The 21,745-nt window shown below is 47.9% G+C and carries 19 protein-coding genes; 6 read left to right on the forward strand and 13 right to left on the reverse strand.

The window, feature by feature from the left end:
* Positions 1–152: 152 nt before the first annotated feature.
* Genes Q4488_RS16130 through Q4488_RS16140 form a run of 3 tightly spaced genes read right to left on the reverse strand, consistent with a single transcriptional unit; the run spans position 153 to position 4,917 of the window.
* The gene (locus Q4488_RS16130; protein WP_303581513.1) at positions 153–1,544 is read right to left on the reverse strand and encodes a hypothetical protein; all 1,392 of its coding nucleotides are present in this window, start codon (positions 1,542–1,544) and stop codon (positions 153–155) included.
* A gap of 14 nt (positions 1,545–1,558) precedes the next feature.
* Positions 1,559–2,365, reverse strand: a complete 807-nt coding sequence (locus Q4488_RS16135; protein WP_303581514.1) for an outer membrane lipoprotein-sorting protein — start codon at positions 2,363–2,365, stop codon at positions 1,559–1,561.
* Entirely contained in the window at positions 2,365–4,917 is a 2,553-nt protein-coding gene (locus Q4488_RS16140; protein WP_303581515.1) for an RND family transporter, read from the reverse strand. The genes Q4488_RS16135 and Q4488_RS16140 overlap by 1 nt, the downstream gene beginning before the upstream one ends.
* A 208-nt stretch (positions 4,918–5,125) precedes the next feature.
* Between Q4488_RS16140 and Q4488_RS16145 the strand changes: the two genes are divergently transcribed.
* Complete coding sequence (locus Q4488_RS16145; RefSeq protein WP_303581540.1) at positions 5,126–5,434, forward strand: metalloregulator ArsR/SmtB family transcription factor; 309 nt, start codon at positions 5,126–5,128, stop codon at positions 5,432–5,434.
* A 90-nt stretch (positions 5,435–5,524) separates the two neighbouring features.
* Here the strand turns inward: Q4488_RS16145 and Q4488_RS16150 are convergent, their stop codons facing one another.
* The 6 genes from Q4488_RS16150 to Q4488_RS16175 form a co-directional block, all read right to left on the reverse strand.
* Complete coding sequence (locus Q4488_RS16150; RefSeq protein WP_303581516.1) at positions 5,525–8,266, reverse strand: bifunctional acetate--CoA ligase family protein/GNAT family N-acetyltransferase; 2,742 nt, start codon at positions 8,264–8,266, stop codon at positions 5,525–5,527.
* A gap of 463 nt (positions 8,267–8,729) precedes the next feature.
* Positions 8,730–9,299: a hypothetical protein gene (locus Q4488_RS16155; RefSeq protein ID WP_303581517.1), complete on the reverse strand. Its 570-nt coding sequence runs from the start codon at positions 9,297–9,299 to the stop codon at positions 8,730–8,732.
* 139 nt (positions 9,300–9,438) lie between these two features.
* Positions 9,439–9,687: a hypothetical protein gene (locus tag Q4488_RS16160; protein WP_303581518.1), complete on the reverse strand. Its 249-nt coding sequence runs from the start codon at positions 9,685–9,687 to the stop codon at positions 9,439–9,441.
* Positions 9,688–9,777: 90 nt separating this feature from the next.
* On the reverse strand, positions 9,778–10,890 hold the full coding sequence (locus tag Q4488_RS16165; protein WP_303581519.1) for an ATP-NAD kinase family protein: 1,113 nt from the start codon (positions 10,888–10,890) through the stop codon (positions 9,778–9,780).
* On the reverse strand, positions 10,891–11,613 hold the full coding sequence (locus tag Q4488_RS16170; protein ID WP_303581520.1) for a flagellar brake protein: 723 nt from the start codon (positions 11,611–11,613) through the stop codon (positions 10,891–10,893).
* A 116-nt stretch (positions 11,614–11,729) separates the two neighbouring features.
* Positions 11,730–12,875: a 4-phosphoerythronate dehydrogenase gene (locus tag Q4488_RS16175; RefSeq protein WP_303581521.1), complete on the reverse strand. Its 1,146-nt coding sequence runs from the start codon at positions 12,873–12,875 to the stop codon at positions 11,730–11,732.
* Between the two features lie 110 nt (positions 12,876–12,985).
* Here Q4488_RS16175 and Q4488_RS16180 point away from each other — a divergent pair, with 110 nt between their 5' ends.
* The 5 genes from Q4488_RS16180 (at position 12,986) to ahpF (ending at position 17,980) form a co-directional block, all read left to right on the forward strand.
* On the forward strand, positions 12,986–13,234 hold the full coding sequence (locus tag Q4488_RS16180) for a hypothetical protein (RefSeq protein ID WP_303581522.1): 249 nt from the start codon (positions 12,986–12,988) through the stop codon (positions 13,232–13,234).
* A gap of 169 nt (positions 13,235–13,403) precedes the next feature.
* A complete protein-coding gene (gene trpB, locus Q4488_RS16185) occupies positions 13,404–14,606 on the forward strand; it encodes a tryptophan synthase subunit beta (protein WP_303581523.1) in 1,203 nt (400 codons plus the stop codon).
* Between the two features lie 98 nt (positions 14,607–14,704).
* Positions 14,705–15,079: an FCD domain-containing protein gene (locus Q4488_RS16190; protein ID WP_303581524.1), complete on the forward strand. Its 375-nt coding sequence runs from the start codon at positions 14,705–14,707 to the stop codon at positions 15,077–15,079.
* A gap of 642 nt (positions 15,080–15,721) precedes the next feature.
* On the forward strand, positions 15,722–16,279 hold the full coding sequence (gene ahpC / locus Q4488_RS16195; protein WP_303581525.1) for an alkyl hydroperoxide reductase subunit C: 558 nt from the start codon (positions 15,722–15,724) through the stop codon (positions 16,277–16,279).
* A gap of 138 nt (positions 16,280–16,417) precedes the next feature.
* Positions 16,418–17,980 (forward strand): alkyl hydroperoxide reductase subunit F, encoded by a 1,563-nt coding sequence (gene ahpF / locus Q4488_RS16200; protein ID WP_303581526.1) that lies wholly within the window; start codon positions 16,418–16,420, stop codon positions 17,978–17,980.
* Positions 17,981–18,095: 115 nt separating this feature from the next.
* Here the strand turns inward: ahpF and cynS are convergent, their stop codons facing one another.
* From cynS to Q4488_RS16225, 4 genes are all read right to left on the reverse strand, one after another.
* Positions 18,096–18,545, reverse strand: a complete 450-nt coding sequence (gene cynS / locus Q4488_RS16205) for a cyanase (protein WP_303581527.1) — start codon at positions 18,543–18,545, stop codon at positions 18,096–18,098.
* Positions 18,546–18,618: 73 nt separating this feature from the next.
* Entirely contained in the window at positions 18,619–19,962 is a 1,344-nt protein-coding gene (locus Q4488_RS16210) for an FAD-dependent oxidoreductase (RefSeq protein ID WP_368411589.1), read from the reverse strand.
* Positions 19,959–21,092: an acyl-CoA dehydrogenase family protein gene (locus Q4488_RS16220; RefSeq protein WP_303581528.1), complete on the reverse strand. Its 1,134-nt coding sequence runs from the start codon at positions 21,090–21,092 to the stop codon at positions 19,959–19,961. The genes Q4488_RS16210 and Q4488_RS16220 overlap by 4 nt, the downstream gene beginning before the upstream one ends.
* A gap of 32 nt (positions 21,093–21,124) precedes the next feature.
* Positions 21,125–21,673, reverse strand: a complete 549-nt coding sequence (locus Q4488_RS16225; protein ID WP_303581529.1) for an OsmC family protein — start codon at positions 21,671–21,673, stop codon at positions 21,125–21,127.
* Positions 21,674–21,745 lie beyond the last annotated feature (72 nt).

The raw sequence follows: 21,745 nt of genomic DNA on the forward strand, positions 1-21,745 counted from the left end.
CGCTGCACTGGCTTTCGCGTATCTGGCCATTCTAATGTCCGCAGAGAATATAACGGACTTATTCGCACCTTCCTTAGCCAGCGTTACGACTCAGTATCGCTGCGCTAATCAACTAAAACCGGGCCTTAGCCCGGTTTTTTGTTTAATGTCGATCAAAAAGCATAGCGTATTCGAGCATAGACATTACTGGCATCTTCAAACTGACCGAAGAATGTATTTGGTTTCTCACCTTCAAAAATATTAGCCCCAACCGCGACACTGAGGTTATCACTGTAGCGATAGCTGACGGATGGCCGAAGGTAATGATCATCATCACTCGGAGAGTAAAACGCAAACAGTGACCACACCAAGTTATCCTGCCACATACGATAGTTCAGTCGGGTAGTATACAGATAGCGATACTCCTCGGGGTTGTAAGAAGATGACGAAGCCGTTTCAAGGGCTGCATAATCCAATGTCTGCTCGAGATAGTATTGCAGCCCCAGCGTTAACCTTGGCAGTAACTCCCGCTCATATCCTAGCAAAAAGCGAAATTGACTGTTGGGTAGGTATGGATCAGAACCATCATTATCCTCAGCCATGTGCCAAGCGACTTCAGCATTAGCTAAACCCACCCCTAGATTACCCCGCACACTGGCCCCCAGTACACTCAGGCGGCTAAACACGGGATTCCCAGCACTGTCCAACCCATTAGGTTGTTTCTGAAACCCACGATAGCCATAAAGCGCCCACTCAGTACTATCGATGCTACCGTAGACTCGCGTCGCAAACTCCCCATTAGCCAAACTATTAGAGGGCTCATCGGCATCAATATGCCCTTGTGGGGCCGCGACATTGCTGCCCGTTTGCGATGAAAACCATGAAAAACGGTCACCATTAATATAACGATCAGAGGTATAATCCGGCATCCATACCAGATCAATACTAGCAGTCTCACCGTAATAGCTGGCTTTAGCCGCTACCACCGGCGCTTTTAAATATTCAGTATCACGTCCGGCGAAAAAAGACTGCCAATCCTTCGGAAATAGATCATTCAAAAACAGCAGATCACCGGTGCCCCAAGTAAGCACCTGTTGCCCTAGTTTAAGATCGGTTCGCTGTCCGGGGCTTAAGGTATAGGACGCTTCCCGTAGATCCGTTCTTATCCCCTGCTCAACACCATCCGCATAAACATCGGCTTTAAACGCATAACGATCATTCCCCACAAAACCACTGGTTTCTAGGCGAACTCGAAAATCCGCGAGCGTCGCATCATCCACTGGTGAAAAGCGATCATTCAAAGCCGGATCATAACTGATCCGATTGCCTAAACCCGCTTCAAAGAAGCCATGCCAGACAGTAGCGCTGTCAGCCGCGCCGCTCTCATCCCAACTATCATCCCAACTATCATCACCCCAGCCATCGTCCTTCGAGCTCTTGTCTTCCCAGCGACCCTCGCTCGATGTTACAACCGTTGACACATCCGTTTGCGCCATCGCCAAAGGTGTAAAAGCCAATGAAATCAGTGTCAATGACAGGATAGTATTTTTGCTTGAGCTAGTCATCGGTTGTCAACTCTCTACTGTGGACGTTTAAGCCACTGACGCGGTGGATTGCGTAGCGAGCGTTCAGAAAAGACAGCACTATCCATACCCATATCATAGCGAATAAAACGAAACTCCATCGTGGTACTGGCACCACTGACAAGATCACTAACCCGTGATTTAGTCACCGTAGGAACACCTTGAATCAACTCGGTTTGGAGTACTTCAACCCGACGATACAGCTTATCATGGGTATCGTAATAATCGGTTTTCATTGGCAGCATGGTGTTTTTATCGATCCATACTCGGTAACGGCTAAACTCGACGTTACTCGGCTCTTTAGGGGTGTTATCTAGCACATAAAACTCAGCCGTCGTATCGACTAATTGATGCTGATCGTCCTGCGGATTTCGCCCAGACACATCTTCATAAAAATAGTGTGAGCCGACAAAACTCGTCCGCTTGTCCCCGGCAGAGATTCGCTTAACCAGATCGAGCCCTGGCAGATAGAGCCAACGATCGTCATCTTTTTGCGTATGTTTTTCAACCAAAAACACAGTATCTCGAACATCCGCAGGGCGACTAAAGGCAACCAAGAATTGCTGATCCCCCCCGTCTTCATAGTCGCGTCGCAAAATAGTAAATTGACGCTGTTGCTGCCGTCCCTGTGAATCCTCAATCAACATCCGTGCTTCAGATCGACCATCAGCCCCCGAATAATACGATGCCAGATTCGCTTGACTGACAATCTCATTAACATTGTTCAGATCGGCCGCCACAACTTGCAGCGAAGCACTCAACATCAGCCCCATCAAGCATGCCTTAAACAGTTGTTTCATCATCAGTTACTCTCCTTTACATCGGTATTCACACCAAATAGCGCGTCTTTGTTGCTGATCATCTGCATGATCGCCGGCAATAGCATCACCGTAACGACCGCAGACACCGCCATAATGGTCGCCAAGAAAAAGCCTACCGTGATATAGGGCACTAATGGGGCGAACAACAGCGGCGTAAAACCTACGGCCACCACCACGGCATTACGACTAATCGCACGCGAAGGCCCCCGATACACCTCAGCAATCGTTTGCTGCCAATCACCACAGTGTCGATAAATAGCCCGAGTGCGTTCTAAAAAGTGAATGGCAAAATCAACAGACAGACCTAACGTTAACGCCGACAGCACCGCGATCGGCATATCGTATTCCTTACCAACCAAGCCGATCAGGCCATAGATAAATAGAATGGTAACGCTTAATGGTAGCATCGATAACAGGCCAATTTTGATCGAACGGAACAGCAACACCATCATAATCAGCACCATAAAAAATGCCCCCATTAAGCTATTGAGCATACCGTTAACCATTTCCTCCTGCCATACCACATTGATGTATGTCAGACCTGCCCAGTTAAGCGCCACGCCTTCGGGTAACGGATGTTCGGCCACATAGTCATCAACCAGTGTTAACACGCGGCTCATATCCTGATTATCACCGCTGCTTAGCTGTAACCACAAAACGGTTGAACGATAATCCGGTGTGACCATGTGCCACAGATCATCAGGACGATGCGATCCCTGAAAACTTAAAACCGTTTGCGCTGCCGCAGCGGCACTCGGTGGCAGTTTGAACTGTTCCTCGGCCCCGCCATTCAACTCACGATAAACCGTCTTAAGTAACGTCGGTAAACCGTTACTTTTGCCGATATATTCCGACTGATCCAAGAAGTGCTGAAGCTCATCAAGATAGTGCATCGCTGCTGGCGTGAGAAAATACTTACTGCTTATCTGCGCCTGTTCACTGATAGCGAGCAACTCAAGCCATAGGGTTTCATGAGCAGCATCATCATAGCTAAGCTGATCGAATAAATTGATCAAGCCGTTGGTATATTCAATAAAGCTTTCCGCCTTAACGCTATCTAATTTCTCTTGTAGCTCGACATCTTCTTGCGCCGCGCGACTCAATAACTGCTGCTCTAACTCGCTATGCACATCACTGATCTTGTCGAGTACCAGAAAGGCATTATAAGTCCCGGGAAAATGGTGATTCATCACTCGATCAGCCACCCGTAATGGATGATCGGCTTTAAACCAACGCACAGGGTTATCGTTAATCTGAATTTGCGTGACACCATAAGCACTGCCGACCACAATCACGACAAATAGCAACAACAGCGCTTTCGACTTAGCGATCGAGAAGCGCCCAATAGAGATCAACAATCGGCCCAATAGGGATTGATCATCCTCATCAATATTGTGATCTTTCAGCTGTGCCATGCGAGCAGGTGAAAGGCTAATAATATACGCTGGCACGAGGGTGATGGTCAGCAGGAACGCCAACATAATACCGAACGCCACGTGTAAACCGAACACCTGCACCGGGGGGATGGGCGTAAACGCTAAGGAAGCAAAACCCACGGCGGAGGTTATCGAGGTATACAACATGGGCGTGAATAGATGCCCTAGCACCTCTTTTAAAGCGGCTTTCGGGTCTTCACCTGGGCGATAACGATCGGCAAACTCCGATAAGATATGAACGGAATCCACCACCGCTATCGGCATCAGGAAGATCGGTATCATCGAACTCATGATATGCACCGTATAGCCCTGACCGATCAATAATCCCATGGTGATAATCACCGCCCCCATGGCCACCAACATCGGCGCGCTGATCAGCAAAAAACTCCGAAAGAACACCCACATCAGAATAAAAATCATTAATCCAGCCAACGGCGCTGAAATGGCCATCTGCACAAACATCTCAACACCGAAAGTATCTTCGGCAACCGGTAAGCCAGAGATATAATATTCGTTCGTGCTGCTTAGTGTCTGAATTTGATCCTCAATCAAGCCGGAAATACGATAGCTTTCAGATTTATGTGTAATCGGCACATAGATCCCCGCCGCCTTTCCATCTCCGGAGACCAAGGTATTATTGAGTAACGGTAAACGCTCCACCGAGGCACGAATCTGATCAACATCCGCCTGCTGCTGCGGCACCTGTTTCATCATCCATTCAAAACGAATAGTACCCAGCCCTTCCTGACTGATATTATCCACCCGATCGAGTGACATCAGATCCTGACTCACCACGCCCGGCATCTGCACGATGGCATCAGAAAGCTGCTGCAATTCAGACAGGCTGTGTGAATTATAGATACCCTGAGGGGAATTATTCACCACGCCAACAACGATCATGTCATGCAAACCAAAACGCTGTTTGACATCATCATGAAAGACGCGCGCCACATTATCGGCAGGCAACATATTTTCAGGATCGGTATCGACCTTAATGGAGGGTATCTGCAACCCTGCGATGAGCGTCAACAACAAGACGCCCCAAAATACCCACTTAGGGCGGTTCATTGACAAATTAATCAGTGAAGTTCGCAGCATCGATTGTCCCTTTTTTATAGCAACACTTTTCATCTGGATATTATATTAGTTTATGCTAATATTTAAAAGCACTACATTAGTAAATTGAGATTCAAGCGCTGCTACAGTACAATCAATTTTTATTACAGAGCGTTTGATCAACTATTAACGTTCCGTAGAAGAATAATAACAACTGGCGGAATATCGATTGAATACAGCGACCCAAAAGATGAATCCCGAAACTCTGGCGATGATGAAAGAAAATTCAGCTAACGCCGCAAAGTTGATGAAAGCACTCGGCAACGAAAGTCGCCTCTTAATACTCTGTTACCTCGATGGTAAAGAACTATCGGTCACCGAGCTAAATGATTGCCTCGACTTGAGTCAATCGGCACTATCCCAACATCTAGCCGTACTCCGTAAAGATGGCTTGGTGAGTACTCGACGCGAATCACAAACCATCTATTACTCTCTCGCAGGTGATACTGCCACACGTATTATTCATACGTTACACGAGATGTACTGCCCGAACGTATAGCGAGATCTCATCGACTCTGATGACCGCAGACGACACTGAAAGTCGGGGGAATAAAAAACCACCAGCAGTGGTGGTTTTTTGATGACCAATTTAACCCTTCAATCGGGTGCGCTGCCAGTCTTCGGTTGGCTCGTTCAGCATCATCTCCATCTCAACGACATCTTCTTCCATGTTGTAATGGTTTTTAAAACCAAGCTTTTGCGCCAGACCCTGCATGCCTTTATTCGCGGTGAGGGTCGAACCCATTAATAACAGCGTTCCTCGAGCGGTACAGTAATCGATAACTTTTTGCATCAGCACCACGCCGAGCCCCTCGCCCTGTAAATCATCTCTGATCACCACAGAAAATTCAGCCCGTACATTATCCGCATCGGTGACAGCGCGCACGACGCCGAGTGTTTCCCAACCCGGTTTCCCCTGCTGAGGGGCCGTGACAATAAAGGCCATCTCTCGGTCGTAATCTATTTGCGTCCAATTAGCCAATTCCTGATGCGTTGGGATACCCCGACTGTAAAAGTAGCGCAGTCGAATCGACTCAGGGCTGAGCTTATTATAAAACGCCAAGTGATTTGGCTCATCTTCACCACGAATAGCACGCACAATCGCTTTACGGCCCGATTTACGCAATGAAATATGTTCACTTAAATATTCAGGATAAGGAGAGATCGCCAGCACTGACGGTTCACCCAATGATACGGCCACATCAACCGCTAGCACTCCCCGTCGATTGACTAACAGAGGATTAATCTCTAAGCCTTTCAAATTGGGTAATTCAACCACCATTTGCGAGAGCTTAATCAGCAGATCGCTGAGCTGCTCGATATCCCGCTCAAGCTGCGTACTGCTCTCCTTTAACACCGAATACATGTGTGAAGTGCTGATCAAGCGACGCGCTAGACTCAAATTCAGCGGCGGTAACATCACTTGACGATCGGCTAACACGTCCACCGAATAACCGCCTTTACCAAACAATAACAACGGACCAAACACCGGATCTCGAGTGATCCCCAGATTAAACTGTAACGACTGATAACCCCGCTTCATCTGCTGTACACAAAAGCCTTTCGGCCCTTCAGGAAAGCGCTCTTGCACACGAAAGGCCAGTTTCGTCGCCGCTTGCCTTACCTCTTCAGCAGAAAACAGATCGAGTGCTAAATCTTTCCAACGTGGAGATTGGCGATTATCATAATTAAACGGATAAACATTTTCCGGATGCATTACCTTCACGGCAACGGTGCCACCGAGTCGCTTAGCAATCTTCACCACACCATCAACATCATCGGCATACTGACTATGAGAGATAGGGATATCATATTGATCCAGTAGATCCATCGATTCACTGTGAGTCAGATAATCACGCCCCTCGGCCAGCGCTTCAGCGATCAGTTGTTTCGCTTGCAGATGATTCTGTTCGTTCGGATCAACAAAAGGCGCCGGCGTTTGTCGCATCACCTCTTGATTACGACGAAACTCAACCATATGCATAAATGCGTTAACCGCCTCCTCTGGGGTGATAAAGGTAGGTACGCCAACGGCATTAAAATGATTGCGTGACTCGATCGCCGTACTGCGTCCCATCCAACAGGTGAGAATATTACGCGGTGTATTACGAGCCACATTAATAATCGCTTTGGCGGTCTCAGCACCGGGAGCCATACGTGTCGGCGCATGAATCACCAAGACAGCATCCACATGCGGATCTTTGGTCAACAGCTGTGTCACTTGAGCAAACCGTTCTGGGGTGGCATCCGCATGCAGATCAATAGGGTTTTTCAGATTCCAGTGATTGGCCAACACACCGCGTAACGCGGTAACCGTCTCATCGGAGAGTTCTGACAGTTCTCCGCCGTTACGTAATAACTGATCGGTGGCCAGCGCGTTAGGGCCCATACCATTGCACACCAGTGCTAAACGCTCACCCCGCATCGGCTTCATACGCGAGAGCGTTTCTAGGGCATTATACAGTTGATCGACGGTACTCACGCGTACCACACCCGCGCGACGCAGCGCTGCATCATAGACAAGATCCTCATCTTTAATGCCCAATGCGGGAAGGTGCTCTTTATCTTCGGTGAAAATCATATTGGATTTCAGCACCAACACCAGCTTATTACGCGAGGCAGAACGCAGCGAGCTTAACAGATTACGAGATGAGCCAACTAAATGATCCAGTTGAATCAAAATCGACTGCGTGTAGGGATCTTGCGCGTAATAGTCGATAATCGAGGGCAGATCGATATCCACCCCTTCACCCAAGGTCAAGAAATGCGAAAAACCGATCTCTTGACCATTTGCCCAATCAATCATCGCCGTGCCTAACAGGCCAGACTGCCCGACATAACTCACTTTACCTTTACGAATATTAAGATGGGAATAACTGGCATTCATATGATTACCTGACACCAACATCCCCATACAGTCGGGTCCGAGAATTCTGACACCATGAGTCCTAGCCGCATCCATGATCTCATCCCGCAGATTTTTACCCATCGGATCGCGCGAACGTGATAAGCCACCAGTCAATATTAGTGCCGCCTTGACCATCTTGATGCCGAGCCGACGCACTAAGTCAGCAACGCTCTCAGGCGGTGAACAAATAATGGCGAGATCAGGCATCTCTGGCAGCTTGGATAAGTTGCTGTAACAGGTAATACCGTGCACGCTATCATAGCCGCGCTTATTAACCGCCATCAACTTACCCTCATAGCCTCCTTCAATCAGGTTATGCAGTACCACGCCGCCCATACTGTTGTCTTTTTCAGAGGCTCCAAACACCGCAATCGATTTAGGTTTAAAAAAACGTTTGAGATATCGTGTACTCAAGAGATTCACCCCACAGGCCATTAATACTGATCAGAACTGTCAACCAACAGCGACTCTATATATTCCATATTACGCAGGTGCAGCACAAACATTATTCACAGAAAAAGGTGACTAACAACATAAAGCCGCACCAAAACCAGCAAAACACATAGCAACGCTAACTTTAGCACCCATTGGATAGCTAGTTTCCAATTTAGCGCCTGTATTTACCCCAGAATGGGCTGCTAACTTAACACGACTTAAGTTCAGCTAGGCCTATATTTATGGATCTAACAGCCCCTCTAATATAAAAACCTGTGCACCTATCATTTTCACCACGTACCCATGGCAGACTCGAGTATCACTGCCCAGTGGATTATCAGGCAATAAAAAACCCGCTAAGCGGGCTTATAGTCAAACATAGAAACCGTGGCAATGACAATTGCTCAATCGATGCTACAGATTGATAACGCCACTCCAAGCGATCACATAATTATAGGTTGTTCATCTGCTTAAAACGCGCCACCAGCTCAGTCGGAAACACTTTCTTGTTACTGTCATTCAGTACAAAAACAACCGTCTGCCCTTGAGGGCCATTACCAATCTGGGTTAAACGGAAGGCCGCTTCACCGGTGTTACGCACGGCTTGCATATCCTCAAGGCGACTAAAGACATATAAACGACCATCTTCGCCCCGCATTTCACCGTAGAAATCATCAGCGGCAGGCATCTGCCCCTTGTACATAGAGACACCAGCAAGCCCTTCCAACTTTTTCTTATCTTCACTACGCAGGCCAAACACAAGAGACTTACCCTGTGGTCCTTCACCGATAAAGACTTTACGGTATGAAGTTTCACCAACGCTTAAAAATTCTTGATAGACAGCAAAATCATCAAACACATAATGACGGCCTTCATGACCCACTTCATATAGATCTTGATTATTCAGCACGGGCGCAGGCGCAGCCATCTCATGTTCAACCTGTTGTGACTGACACCCGGCCAGCGTGAGTGTAATACCTGCAACCGCAGCAACAACGGCGGCCTTTTTTAAAAAGGACATAATTTTCCCCAGTTTAAATCAACGCACCTGAAACGCTTACACGTCAGGTAACCAATATTCAAACCGCAGGGTAACCAGAGAAAACGACAATACTGTTACAGATAGATTTCATTTTAAAATCAATTAAGGTCGCCTGACATTAGCTCTCATCGAGTAAAGAAAAAGAGATAAAAGTGGTAAACAGACCTAAGCCGATAATAATCGGTGGCGACGGCAAGGTTAGCATCAATAGCGCTGATCCTAACCACAGACGATATGCCCAACGTAGCCGCGCTTTATAAGCCGCCGTAAATCTTCGCCGGTAAAAATGATCACCATCAGGGTAACGATTCGACATCCAGTCGGGTAACAATAATTGCAGATAAAAACATATTAATGAAAACCCCATCGTCTGACTCCTTGCACTCGCTTCTATACAACTTAAGCTTATGCAAAGAACAGACATTTTGCCTGTTACAACGGCAGATTGTCGATACCGTTATAGATCAGCCACGCGATAGAGAATTGCATCACGGTAACCTGTGATAACCCGAATCAACCCCGAAAATTGATGGTTCAACTCAGCATCGCCACTATCAACAATCAGCGGACGTCCTTCTAACGCCTTAATCTTACTTTTAGTGGCCACCACGATGATATTATCTCGACCAATGCGGCGCAGGAGTTCAGGGCTGAGCTGCTGATTCCCACGCCCAATAATATGCCCTTGCCCGCCAATCACGGTAATCACCAGCCGAGTGTCGATATCAGCGGTCAACTCGAGTAATTGTTGGGCCGTCAAATCCTGACCAATCAACTCACCGTTCTCAATCAGATCAACGCCTAACAAAGTATTTTCAAGCCCAAGATGATCCATCAATGCCTGTACTGTCGAACCGGAGCCCATGATATAGCGCACACCATCTTCCATGTTTTCGGCAAAATCAGCGGCGATATCATCCAGCACCAGTGCTTCTATCTCTCGTCCACCATGTTTAACATGCTGCACAAAGCGCCCCTCTTGTGGCACAAGCAAATCACCATAATATTTAGCCCGAACGCGACCTGCCCGAAAAGCATCTTCATCAATATCTCGGACTTCTTGATCGGCTAAGGTGACCAACTCACCGCGTATCAACATGGCAACCACCTCACCCGCGGCTTTTGGCGTCACCGCATACACCCCGGAATGTATTTTGACACCGGCGGGAATCCCCAAGACCGGCGCCGATTCACCGATTGCATGACAGATATTACGCGCCGTGCCATCACCGCCGGCGAATAAAATCAGATCAACCCCCTGTGCCGCCATCTCTTGAGCGGCGCGTTCGGTATCCTCTGCAGCGGTTTGCCCCGGCGTAATCTGGCCGATGACCCGTGGTTCAAACCCTGCAATACGGGCACTCGTCTCACCCATTTCCCCCGGATAGGTCAACAGTTCAAGTTCCAAACCCGTCAAGGCCGCTAAGGCCTGTTGCGTGCGTAAATTCGCTTTCGGCTCGGCCCCCAGAGATAACGCCTGCTGAGCCGTCGCGTCACCATCACTCCCTTTTAAGGCCACACTGCCGCCCACACCCGCTAACGGATTCACAATCAAACCAAGCCGAAACATCTAAAACTCCTGCCCGGTCTGATCAAGATGACCGGTTTCTACTAATAACTGCTGATAGACAAAAGCCGCGATAATCAATCGCGTATCTTCATCTAACTCAAAAAATTTAAAACCGTGATTAAACACACTACCGGACTCCACCGAACTACTGTGAACATTCCTCAGCTCGACGGGCACCAACAACACTTGATCAATATCACTAATCTGTAAGCGAGTGGTTAAATAAAAATACTCACCCACCTCGCCTAAGGCGTAGGGTAATTGCAAACATAAACCACTCTGACTGATATCAACACAGAGTGCACTGGCGGGCAATCCTTGCCGTTCCGACATCTCATCATAATCATCGATAGAACAACTTAAGCGAACCGGCACCCGGCTGTGTCCGCGTATGCGCTTCGATTCGACTGTTTGCGGATAGGCTAATAACCAATAGGCAAATGGTTGATCATACTGCTTGAGTATTTTACACGTTACATTACATATTCGATTACCACTGATCAGCCGAAGGTTGGCCAAATTACCTTCATTAATCAACGTGGGGACACCACTGGTGGCCGAAGGGGCAGAGATCATAATGCCTCCGTTTTCCATATAGCCCACCAACCGAGCGGTAAACTTTGCCCGCGGAGAACGAATCTCAACCCGCACAGGATCGCCAATCTGCACGCGCAGATCCGTGAGGTTTTTTTCCGTTTGTATGGATGCCAGTTTCCGAGCCATTAGACCGTTTCCGCGTTGTGAATAAGCAATTAAACTATTTAAAGCCAACATCGGCTATTACAACCGATAAAGCCGACAGGCTAATCACAGCCTGCAGCCCATAGAGATCAACTGAGTCAATCGATGACAAATCCCGCCGCCGTCAATTGGGCTAACAATCGCTCGGTTGGTTTTTCACCACTAAACTGCGCAGCGACAAACTCTCGTCGCACTGGATAATGCTTACGTAACTGATCAAAGGCCAGCGGTTGCTCAGCCACATCCATCAACGATGCCATAAAGCGCTGATAATCGGCCTCCGGCTGATAAACCGCATGCACAATATCGGTTAAACTTTCCCCCCCTCGCAGTGCGATCTGTGGCACCGCGCCAGCCTGCGCTAAACACTCAGACAACGCCATCGTCGGGGTGATCCCCTGATGCTGACAAAAGGCTTGATACAGCATCCAAGTACCGCGAATTTTGCCATCTAGGGTATACCCAGCAATATGCGGTGTACCGATACGCACCTGCTGCGCCAATGCACTATCAACATGAGGTTCATGCTCCCACACATCCAGCAACAAGGTGACATCGGGGCGCTGTCGATGCCAAGCTAATAACGCCGCATTATCTATCACAGGGCCGCGCCCTGCGTTCAGTAATATCGCATCATCACCAATGCAGGCGAGATTGCTATCATTCAACAAATGATAACTTGGGTACTCTCCCGCTTGAGTCAATGGCGTATGTAAACAGATAATATCCGCCCCTTGCAGCAACTGAGGTAATTCCACAAAGCCCTCTTCACCGGCAGCGGCTCTCGGTGGGTCATTCAATAACAATGCCACGCCCAGCTTTTCCAAGCGCTGCTGTAACCGCCGTCCGACATTCCCCACACCCACAATACCGATAACCTTATCGGTTAATTCAAAACCTTTTTCAGCCGCCACCAGCAACAGGTTGCTGATCACATATTCAGCCACCGCATCGGCATTACATCCCGGCGCACTGGAAAAACCAATCTGCTGCTGTGCTAACCAAGCCGTATCAATATGATCAGTGCCAATGGTCGCCGTACCGACAAAGCGTACCGGCGTATTCTCCAGCAGCCGTTGATTGACTTGAGTCACTGAACGCACTAACAAGAGATCAGCCTGCTGCAAATCACTGTTTTGCATCGCACGACCCGACACTTTATGGATCTCACCAAGATCACCAAATAAGCGTTCCAAAGCAGGAATATTTTCATCCGCTACGATGTTCAGTCTGGATTGTTTCAAAGATCGCTCCAAAGGTTATAAAATCAGCTGGTTAAGGGAGGAAACGCCGATTATAATTGCCCGCCTTACGGTTTGACATCATTTCTAGATAAATAAGTTCAGGTTACTTTTTGATTATTCGTTGGCGCAAGCAACAGGATTATTTTATTGTCCGACTCTATCAGGATCTGATGGGGGACTGGGTGCTGAGTGAATCCTGGAGCAACAGTCAGAATAACAAAGGTACGATCAATCACACCATTTTTCATTGCTACCATGAAGCCCGTGCGCAACTGAGAGAGATCAGTCGACGTCAGAAAGCCCTTGGGTTTAAAAAAACCGCCAGTAAAGAGCAGCAGATAGAGCTCGACTTTGGTTAATTCAGCAAACCGCCCCCTTTTTTGTAAATAATTCCCCCGAATAGTTGGCAGCGGCCAACAGCAGCGATATATTTCATTGCTTGTCTAAAAATATTACAAACATTTCAGATATACGTCACTGACGGTATCACATTGAGTTCACTCATCGAAATGAACTAAGAGAGGTCTTATGAGTCAGTTTGATTTTGCGCCTATGCCCGACAAAGAGGGATTTTTCGGTCAATACGGTGGTCAGATAATCCCCCCTGAACTGAAAAAAGTGATGGATGATATCGATCAGGCTTACGAAGAGATCCGTCATACCGAGGCATTTCAAACCGAGTTAATGCAACTCAATCAGGATTATGTGGGCCGCCCAAGCCCAATCTACCATGCCAAACGCCTCAGCGAAAAACTCGGCGGCGCGCAGATCTATCTCAAGCGTGAAGACCTCAACCACACCGGGGCTCACAAAATTAACCATTGCTTAGGCGAAGCCCTGCTGGCTAAGTTTATGGGTAAAAAGAAAGTCATCGCCGAAACCGGCGCGGGACAACACGGCGTAGCCCTCGCCACGGCTTGTGCTTTGGTTGGCATCCCCTGTGAAATTCACATGGGACAGGTCGATATCGAGAAAGAACATCCAAACGTCACCAAGATGAAAATTCTCGGTTGCAAACTGGTGCCCGTCACCCGTGGCACCGCCACCCTCAAAGATGCCGTCGATAGCGCGTTTGAAGAATATCTAAAAAACCCAGAAGAGTTTATCTACGCCATTGGCTCGGTGGTTGGCCCTCACCCGTTCCCGAAAATGGTGCGCGATTTCCAGAGCATTATCGGCCGCGAAGCCCGGCAACAATTTAACGATCGTCACGGTAAAAATCCGGACATCATCACCGCCTGTGTCGGTGGTGGCTCTAATGCCATGGGCCTGTTCACCGCTTTCTTAGAAGATAACGACGTTAAAATCGTCGGCGTCGAACCCGCCGGTAAAGGGTTGGATACCAAAGACCATTCAGCCACTTTAACACTCGGCACGCCCGGCGCGATTCACGGTTTCAAATGCTACGTACTGCAGGATGAAAACGGCGAACCACTGCCGGTTCACTCCATTGCTTCTGGTCTCGATTACCCCGGCGTCGGCCCACAACACTGTTATCTGAAAGATATCGAACGGGTTGAATACCAATCCGTCACCGACGAAGAGTGCCTCAACGCCTTTATGACGCTGTCTCAAGTGGAAGGCATCATCCCAGCACTCGAAAGCGCCCATGCCGTTGCTTGGGCGATGCGAGTTGCCCCGACACTTGGCAAGGATAAAACCATCCTAGTTAACCTATCGGGTCGAGGCGATAAAGACGCCGACTACGTCGCCAATAAGTTAGGGTTGTAACGCTTGCATAGGGCGTGATTCAAGTAGAAGGGGCCCGATTTATTAATCAATCCGTTATAGACTGATGAAAAATCTAGCCCTTCTTTTGAAAATTAACGTTGCAGGAAAACAGGACTCCGTCCCCTAACACCCTCTATAAATACCCTTGTATACTCTCTTTTGAAGTTACAAAGCGAACACTTCCTACATTAGTAAAGCTTGCTGTAATTGGCGTGCCTGCTGGCAACCAAGTCATCAATAAACTGATGACCGAGCTATGCCCACTAACCTGCTTAATCATTGCGCTTTATGACGGCCCTAAAATACCCGCCTGCCCTGAAGACGAACACACGCAAATTATCGATGCGATTGAAGCCAAGGATTCAACGACAGCAATTAAATTGATGAAGCGTCACCTATCTCACATAGAAAACGAGCTCAACATTGATGCCTATGAAGAGAGAGATATTCATTGGGAATCAATTGACAGCTAGCCACTCTGATAGCTTTTTAAGCTGTAGATTATCTAAAATTAATGTTTAAACATTAGCAGCATAATGCTCATAATTGAGGCCATTACACGCTTCTGCTTAAGCCTTTCAGGTTATGTCGTTTTCACTGTTGCTCGCTTTCTCTTCCATTTCTTGCATCTCTTGCATGCTTTTTAAACGACATACCGCCAACTGCTCTAAACGCATTGTTTTAATGGCCGCTAATGGATCATCAAGCGGCTTATTTCGTTGCGCATCAGCATAAGCTGCGCTGTCTGATCAACATCATTTTCAGTTGCCATGATTACCTACCTCGTATGCGACTCGGACTCTCGATTAAGCACATATTACTACATTCAACAGAGGACTGACTGCAAATCATAGTTCACCATGTCTCGATGAGGTATCAGCGGGCTTTAATGTCGGCGGCAATGGCGGTGCTTGCTTTAAACCACATCGCCGTCGTCATGTCAGCTTCTCTTAGTAGCTCCCCCATTAGCGCAACGTTATTTACGTTTAATTGAAACTGGCTATCAAAATATTAAATACAATCAATTTAAACTATTCAATCTCATCATGCATTATAGATCTCGTTCTCAAACATATGAGTTTACTCATAAAACTATGCTCACTGGAGTGACTAACATGATTAATACAGCCATAAAACCTTTCTCAGCCACCGCCTTCAAACAGGGTGAATTCGTCGACATCACCGAAGCCGATGTGTTAGGCAAATGGGCAGTTTTCTTCTTCTACCCTGCTGACTTCACTTTTGTCTGCCCAACCGAGTTGGAAGATCTGGCCAGCAAATACACAGAGTTGCAAAGCATGGGTGTTGAAGTGTTCTCTGTCTCTACCGACACACACTTCTGCCACAAAGCATGGCACGACACCTCTAACGCCATCGGTACTATCAACTACTACATGGTAGGTGATCAGACGGCCACCATCACCAATAACTTTGGTGTGCTGCGTGAAGGTCAAGGCCTAGCAGATCGTGCAACCTTCTTGATCGACCCAGAAGGCGTCATTCAAGCGATGGAAATCACCGCAGAAGGTATTGGTCGTGACGCCGATGATCTGCTGCGCAAAATCAAAGCAGCTCAGTACGTGGCAGCTCACCCAGGTGAAGTATGCCCAGCCAAGTGGAAAGAAGGAGAAGCGACGCTCGCGCCATCACTCGATCTCGTTGGCAAAATCTGATCCGACAGCGGTGATAAGGCGACTTTAATTAAAGCCTATCAACGCAACAACCCACCATCAACATGACTAACAATGATGGTGGGTACTTGATTAGCCACTCAACACATTATTAACTCAATTCAATCCGGATGGTGATTTATGTTAGACAGCAACATGAAACAGCAACTGGGCACCTACCTTCAGAAAATCGATAATCCGATTGAGTTGACGGTGTCTATCAACGAAACCCCAAAGTCCAAAGAACTCGAACAACTGGCTAGAGAAATCACTGATATATCAGAGCAAATAACGCTGACAATCAAAACCGATGACTCAGGCCGTGTGCCACGCATGAGTGTTGGCCCACAAGGTGAAACCGCTAGGGTAACCTTTGCTGGTGTACCGATGGGGCATGAATTCACCTCATTGGTGCTGGCCTTATTGCAAGCGGGGGGCTACCCGAGTAAAGAAAAAGCCGCGTTACAGGAACAGGCCAAAAGCCTCTCCAAACCGCTGAACTTCGAAGTGTACATCTCATTATCGTGCCACAACTGCCCCGATGTTGTTCAGGCAATTAATTTGCTGGCAGTTCTCAACCCAAATATTAACGCAACCATGATTGACGGCGGCGTCTTCCCTAAAGAAGTCGAAGAACTCGGTATCATGGCTGTACCCACCCTGATGCTAAACGGTCAGCCATTTGGCAATGGCCGCATGACATTAGAAGAGATTATTAATAAAGTCGATGATAGCGCCACTGAAAAACAGGCCGCCGTATTCGCCGATAAAGCCCCTTTTGATGTTTTAGTCGTGGGTGGCGGCCCCGCGGGTGCCTCCGCCGCTATTTACAGCGCGCGTAAAGGTATCCGTACCGGTATTGTCGCCGACCGCTTTGGTGGTCAGGTGATGGATACCATGGCAATTGAAAACTTTATTTCCGTCAAAGCGACTGATGGTCCACGGTTAGTCGCTGGATTAGAAGAACACGTTAAAGAGTACGATATCGACGTGATGACCACTCAGCGTGTGGTTGATATCCGCGACATAACAGCCGCTGATGGTCAGCAGATCAAACAGGTTGAACTACAAAACGGTGCCGTGTTAACCGCTAAATCGGTGATTCTAGCGACCGGTGCCCGCTGGCGTGAAATGAATGTTCCTGGTGAGGAGCAATATAAAACCAAAGGTGTTGCCTTCTGCCCTCACTGCGATGGTCCATTATTTAAAGGTAAACCCGTTGCGGTAATTGGTGGCGGTAACTCCGGCATCGAAGCCGCGATTGATTTGGCTGGTATTGTTGAGCACGTTACCGTGCTGGAGTTCTCTGATACCCTGAGAGCTGACGCGGTGTTGGTAAAAAAAGCGGAATCACTGCCCAATATCACCATCATTAAAGAGGCGATGACCACCGAAGTATTAGGTGATGGCAATAAGGTGGTTGGTCTTAGCTACACAGATCGCAAAACGGATATCAGCCATGTGGTACATGTCGCCGGTATCTTTGTTCAAATCGGCTTAGTACCCAACAGCGACTTTTTGCTAAACAGTATCGAACTGAGTAACCGCGGTGAGGTTGTGATTGATAGCCGAGGCCAAACCAGTATGCCTGGGGTGTTTGCTGCCGGTGATGTCACCACCGTACCGTTTAAGCAGATCATCATCTCGATGGGTGCCGGTGCAACCGCTGCACTAGGCGCGTTCGACTACTTGATTCGTCAATGAGTTCAGCCGAGTCACGAGATAGGTTACGACAGAAAAACCAAAAGCCACCCTCTTGCGAGGGTGGCTTTTGCCGTAAAGACATACGCTTTCAGATAAAGAACGCGAGACTTACTTTTTAGTAAGTTTTGTAGGGCAAAAATTTACCTGATAAGACAACATTCACCCGATCACCTTTGGGATCCGCTTCACGGTTAATATCCATGGAGAAATCAATGGCGCTCATAATACCATCACCGAACTCTTCGTGAATCAGTTCTTTGATGGTGCTACCATAAACACTGACGATTTCATACCAACGATAGAGTAATGGATCGGTTGGCACGGCGGTTGGTAAGGAACCCTTGTAAGGTGTGACTTGCAGCCATGCGATCGCTTCATCGGATAGCTCAAATAATTCACCCACTTTCTCTGCCTGCTGTTTATCAAAAGTCATCTGACCGAGGCAAGCCGCAGTCGTCCACTCTTTTGATAGACCGACGACTTCCGCGACGGAAGCCCACTTAATACCTTTACGTACTTTGGCGGACAAAATCAGTTGAGTTACTTCTTCGCGATTACTAATCATGTTGTCTTCCTTTCATAAAAGATCGATATCATTATTTGCACAGCTGCGTTTTGTTACAGCCAAACTATAAAATTTAAGCGGCTTTAGTTTGTGAACTTGCCCCTACCTTGAGATGGGACACGATTTGATTTTCAATTCGCTGCTCCATCACCAAGGTGTCGGTGTCTTCATGTATCAATGTCCAACCAATTCCGGACAGTGGTAAGCCCTTCATCACCACCGGCAATGAGCGAGTTTTCAGGCGTATCACCGGATCGCTGTGTACATATCCTCGGCTATCATGTTCGAGAATGGCATGAGCAATTGATTTAGCTTGATGTTTAATCGGTTCAATAAAGCGACAGGGTGTGCCTTGAATACTGATACAGTCACCCAACGCATAGATATGCGGCTGACTGGTTTGTAAGGTCGTTGGGTTCACTTTAATACCCTGCTCAAAATCGAGACCCGCATGACGAGCAATACGGTTATCCGTTATCAAACCTGTGGCCGCCAGCACGTGATCAACATCGAGCATATCCCCCCCTTTAAAGCTAATTCGTTTCGTACCGTTGGCCTGCTCGACAATGCCGTTAATCTCACTATTGCCACGATAGTTAACCCCTAAATCCATCAGACTTTCAGCTAACCGCTTAGCCGCCTGAGGAGGCAGTAAGCCTGTTAATGGCAACTCATTACGATCCAATAATGCGACCCGATGCCCTGCACGGATAAAATCTTCCGCGATTTCACAACCAATCATCCCGGCACCGACAATCGCGATCGACTGCGGCCCTTGAGCCAACGCTTGCTGCATGGCCGACCAACTATTCAAATCATTCACGCGCCAACATAAACTCGGCGGAAGTTGCTTAGGCAGCGCCGGTTTAGCACCCTGAGCTAAAATCAACTTAGTGTAGGTAAGCGAGCCTCGTGTCGTGCGCAACTGATTTAATTCAGCGGTAACCCCAACCACAAAGGTGGCTGACATTAGCTGGACACCGAGACGACGAGCCGCATCAATACCGCGCTCTTGTATCAAGGCCGTTTTATCTAAGCCGCGACTAATAGCGACAGATAATTCAGGCTTGTGATACAGATCAGCCTGACAGGCACTGATCAATGTAATGGTCACCTGTTGATCTAACTGACGAATCGCTTCGACAGCCGCCCAACCTGCCAAACCGGCACCAACGATCACAATACCCGGCTCACGGTTAAAATCCGTCACCTGTTCAATGCTTGTGACGACCGGTTTTTCAAATAATTCGAAATCTGTTTTAGTGACGCCACAAAGCGGGCATTCCCAATCATCCGGAATATCTTCAAAACGCGTGCCCGGCGCTAAACCACTATCGGGATCACCCTTCTCTTCATCATAAATAAGCCCGCAGGCACGACAGAGATACTGTCTCCATTGTGGAAATTCCTTGCTCATGCTGGCACCTCCTCACGCATTTGTTTTGCCATCTCCCAGCGCAGGTGTTTAATCGCCGGTGTAACAATCGCGACAAAATGAGCTTCTCGAATACGTCGCTGCGCGGCAGCACTCATTAAGTAGCCTTTTGCTCCCTGATGTAGCAAGGCCGATTGCGAGGCCTTCAGAGATAATTCCGCACCTTGACAACGGACATCTAACACATCCAACAGGTATTCTTTGCTGCCTTCATAGGGGGTTTCTGCTAGCACCAACGCGCGATTAACTAAATCATCGTACTCGGCCTGCAACTCATCTGGACGATTATGTAGATACTGATTAACATGGCCTAAGGTTGGTTCGACGTCTCGCATCGAATCAATCGAGCCCTGTATAACACCCGCGGCGATACCCACCTGAAGCAAGACAAAAGCGCCGCGAATACGTTGTATAAAAGGACGCGCAGGATCCGCCATCATCTGATCTTCACTGACAAAATAATCAACCAGCGATATCGCCCAAGTGCTGGTGCCCTCCATACCGGAGAACTCAGGACAGGCACGTAAATTGACACGTTCATCAAGATCCAACATAAACATGATCTCATGGGAGCGGCTGCCATCACCGCGCTCAACGGTCGCCACCGCCCCACAATACTGACCTGGACCGATATGGCTAACCCACGGCAGGGTGCCACTCACTCGATAACCTCCAGCCACTTTTTTTGCGCTAAGTGCCATTTTTTCAATACCGGTTAGCGCTTTCATAGGGTTGGATAACCCAGTACCACCAAAGGTTCGCCCTGCGGTATGATCATCAAGCCGTGCGAGTAACGCAGGATTACCTGATTGCTCCATATATAAACCACACACGTCATGCGCCCAACTCATAAAACCAGTAGCACCACAATGCCGACTAATCTCACTCATCGTTAATATAGATAATCCAAAACGGCAACCATGCTGATCTAAATGACCCGCATACGCACCTGCCTGACCGAGGTTTGCCATGATATCGAGCGGATAATACCCCTCATCAATACGCTTGGCGGCTGATGCAAGTTGCTGCCGCGCAACCGAACCAACATCGGCAAGCACCTTGGAATCATCGGCCCAGGGAGCTGTAAGTGAAGAAACTGCAACGCTATTCATGGCATACCTCTCAAAGTCAGTTAATGTTCCAATTAATCCATCAAGCTAATGCTAAAAGGAATGGGATTGCGCATCGTGTTGGCAACCGGAGAGAAAAAATTGGCATGTTGCACAATCTCATCCAACTCTTCACGAGATGCATCACCTTCAATCAGCACCTTCACTCGAATTTCTTGAAAGCCCATTTGTTCAGGTAACATCTCAGCACCACCGGCACCCCATGCGGCTGGGTTGCCAATATCACCTTCGAGAAAAACTTCCAGTTTGCTTAACTTCACCTGTTTCCAGGTGGCCACTGCCGTGATGCCAACACACAAACAACCACCTAAGCCTGACAGGACAATTTCACCCGGCGCTGGCGCAGTATCTTCACCAAACAGATGTAGTGGCTCATCAACCACCACTTCATGCTTATTAATATGGCTGACCGTGCGATACTGACCATCGGTGATGGTATGTACTTTGTTGGTGCCGCGGTTACCTGGGTTATTTCGACCCTTTTCTGCAAATGTCATCAAACCATCACGATCAATCGGACGTAGGTGGCTGGAAACAGTTTTGGGGGTTATTGCTGTATTCATTTTTTTCTCCAAAGGATTGAGCAGAACTGTAGAGTTTGTTATCAACATTCCAGATGTTTAGTTGTATAATTG

This window comes from Amphritea sp. 1_MG-2023, from assembly GCF_030547545.1.
Lineage (GTDB): Bacteria > Pseudomonadota > Gammaproteobacteria > Pseudomonadales > Balneatricaceae > Amphritea.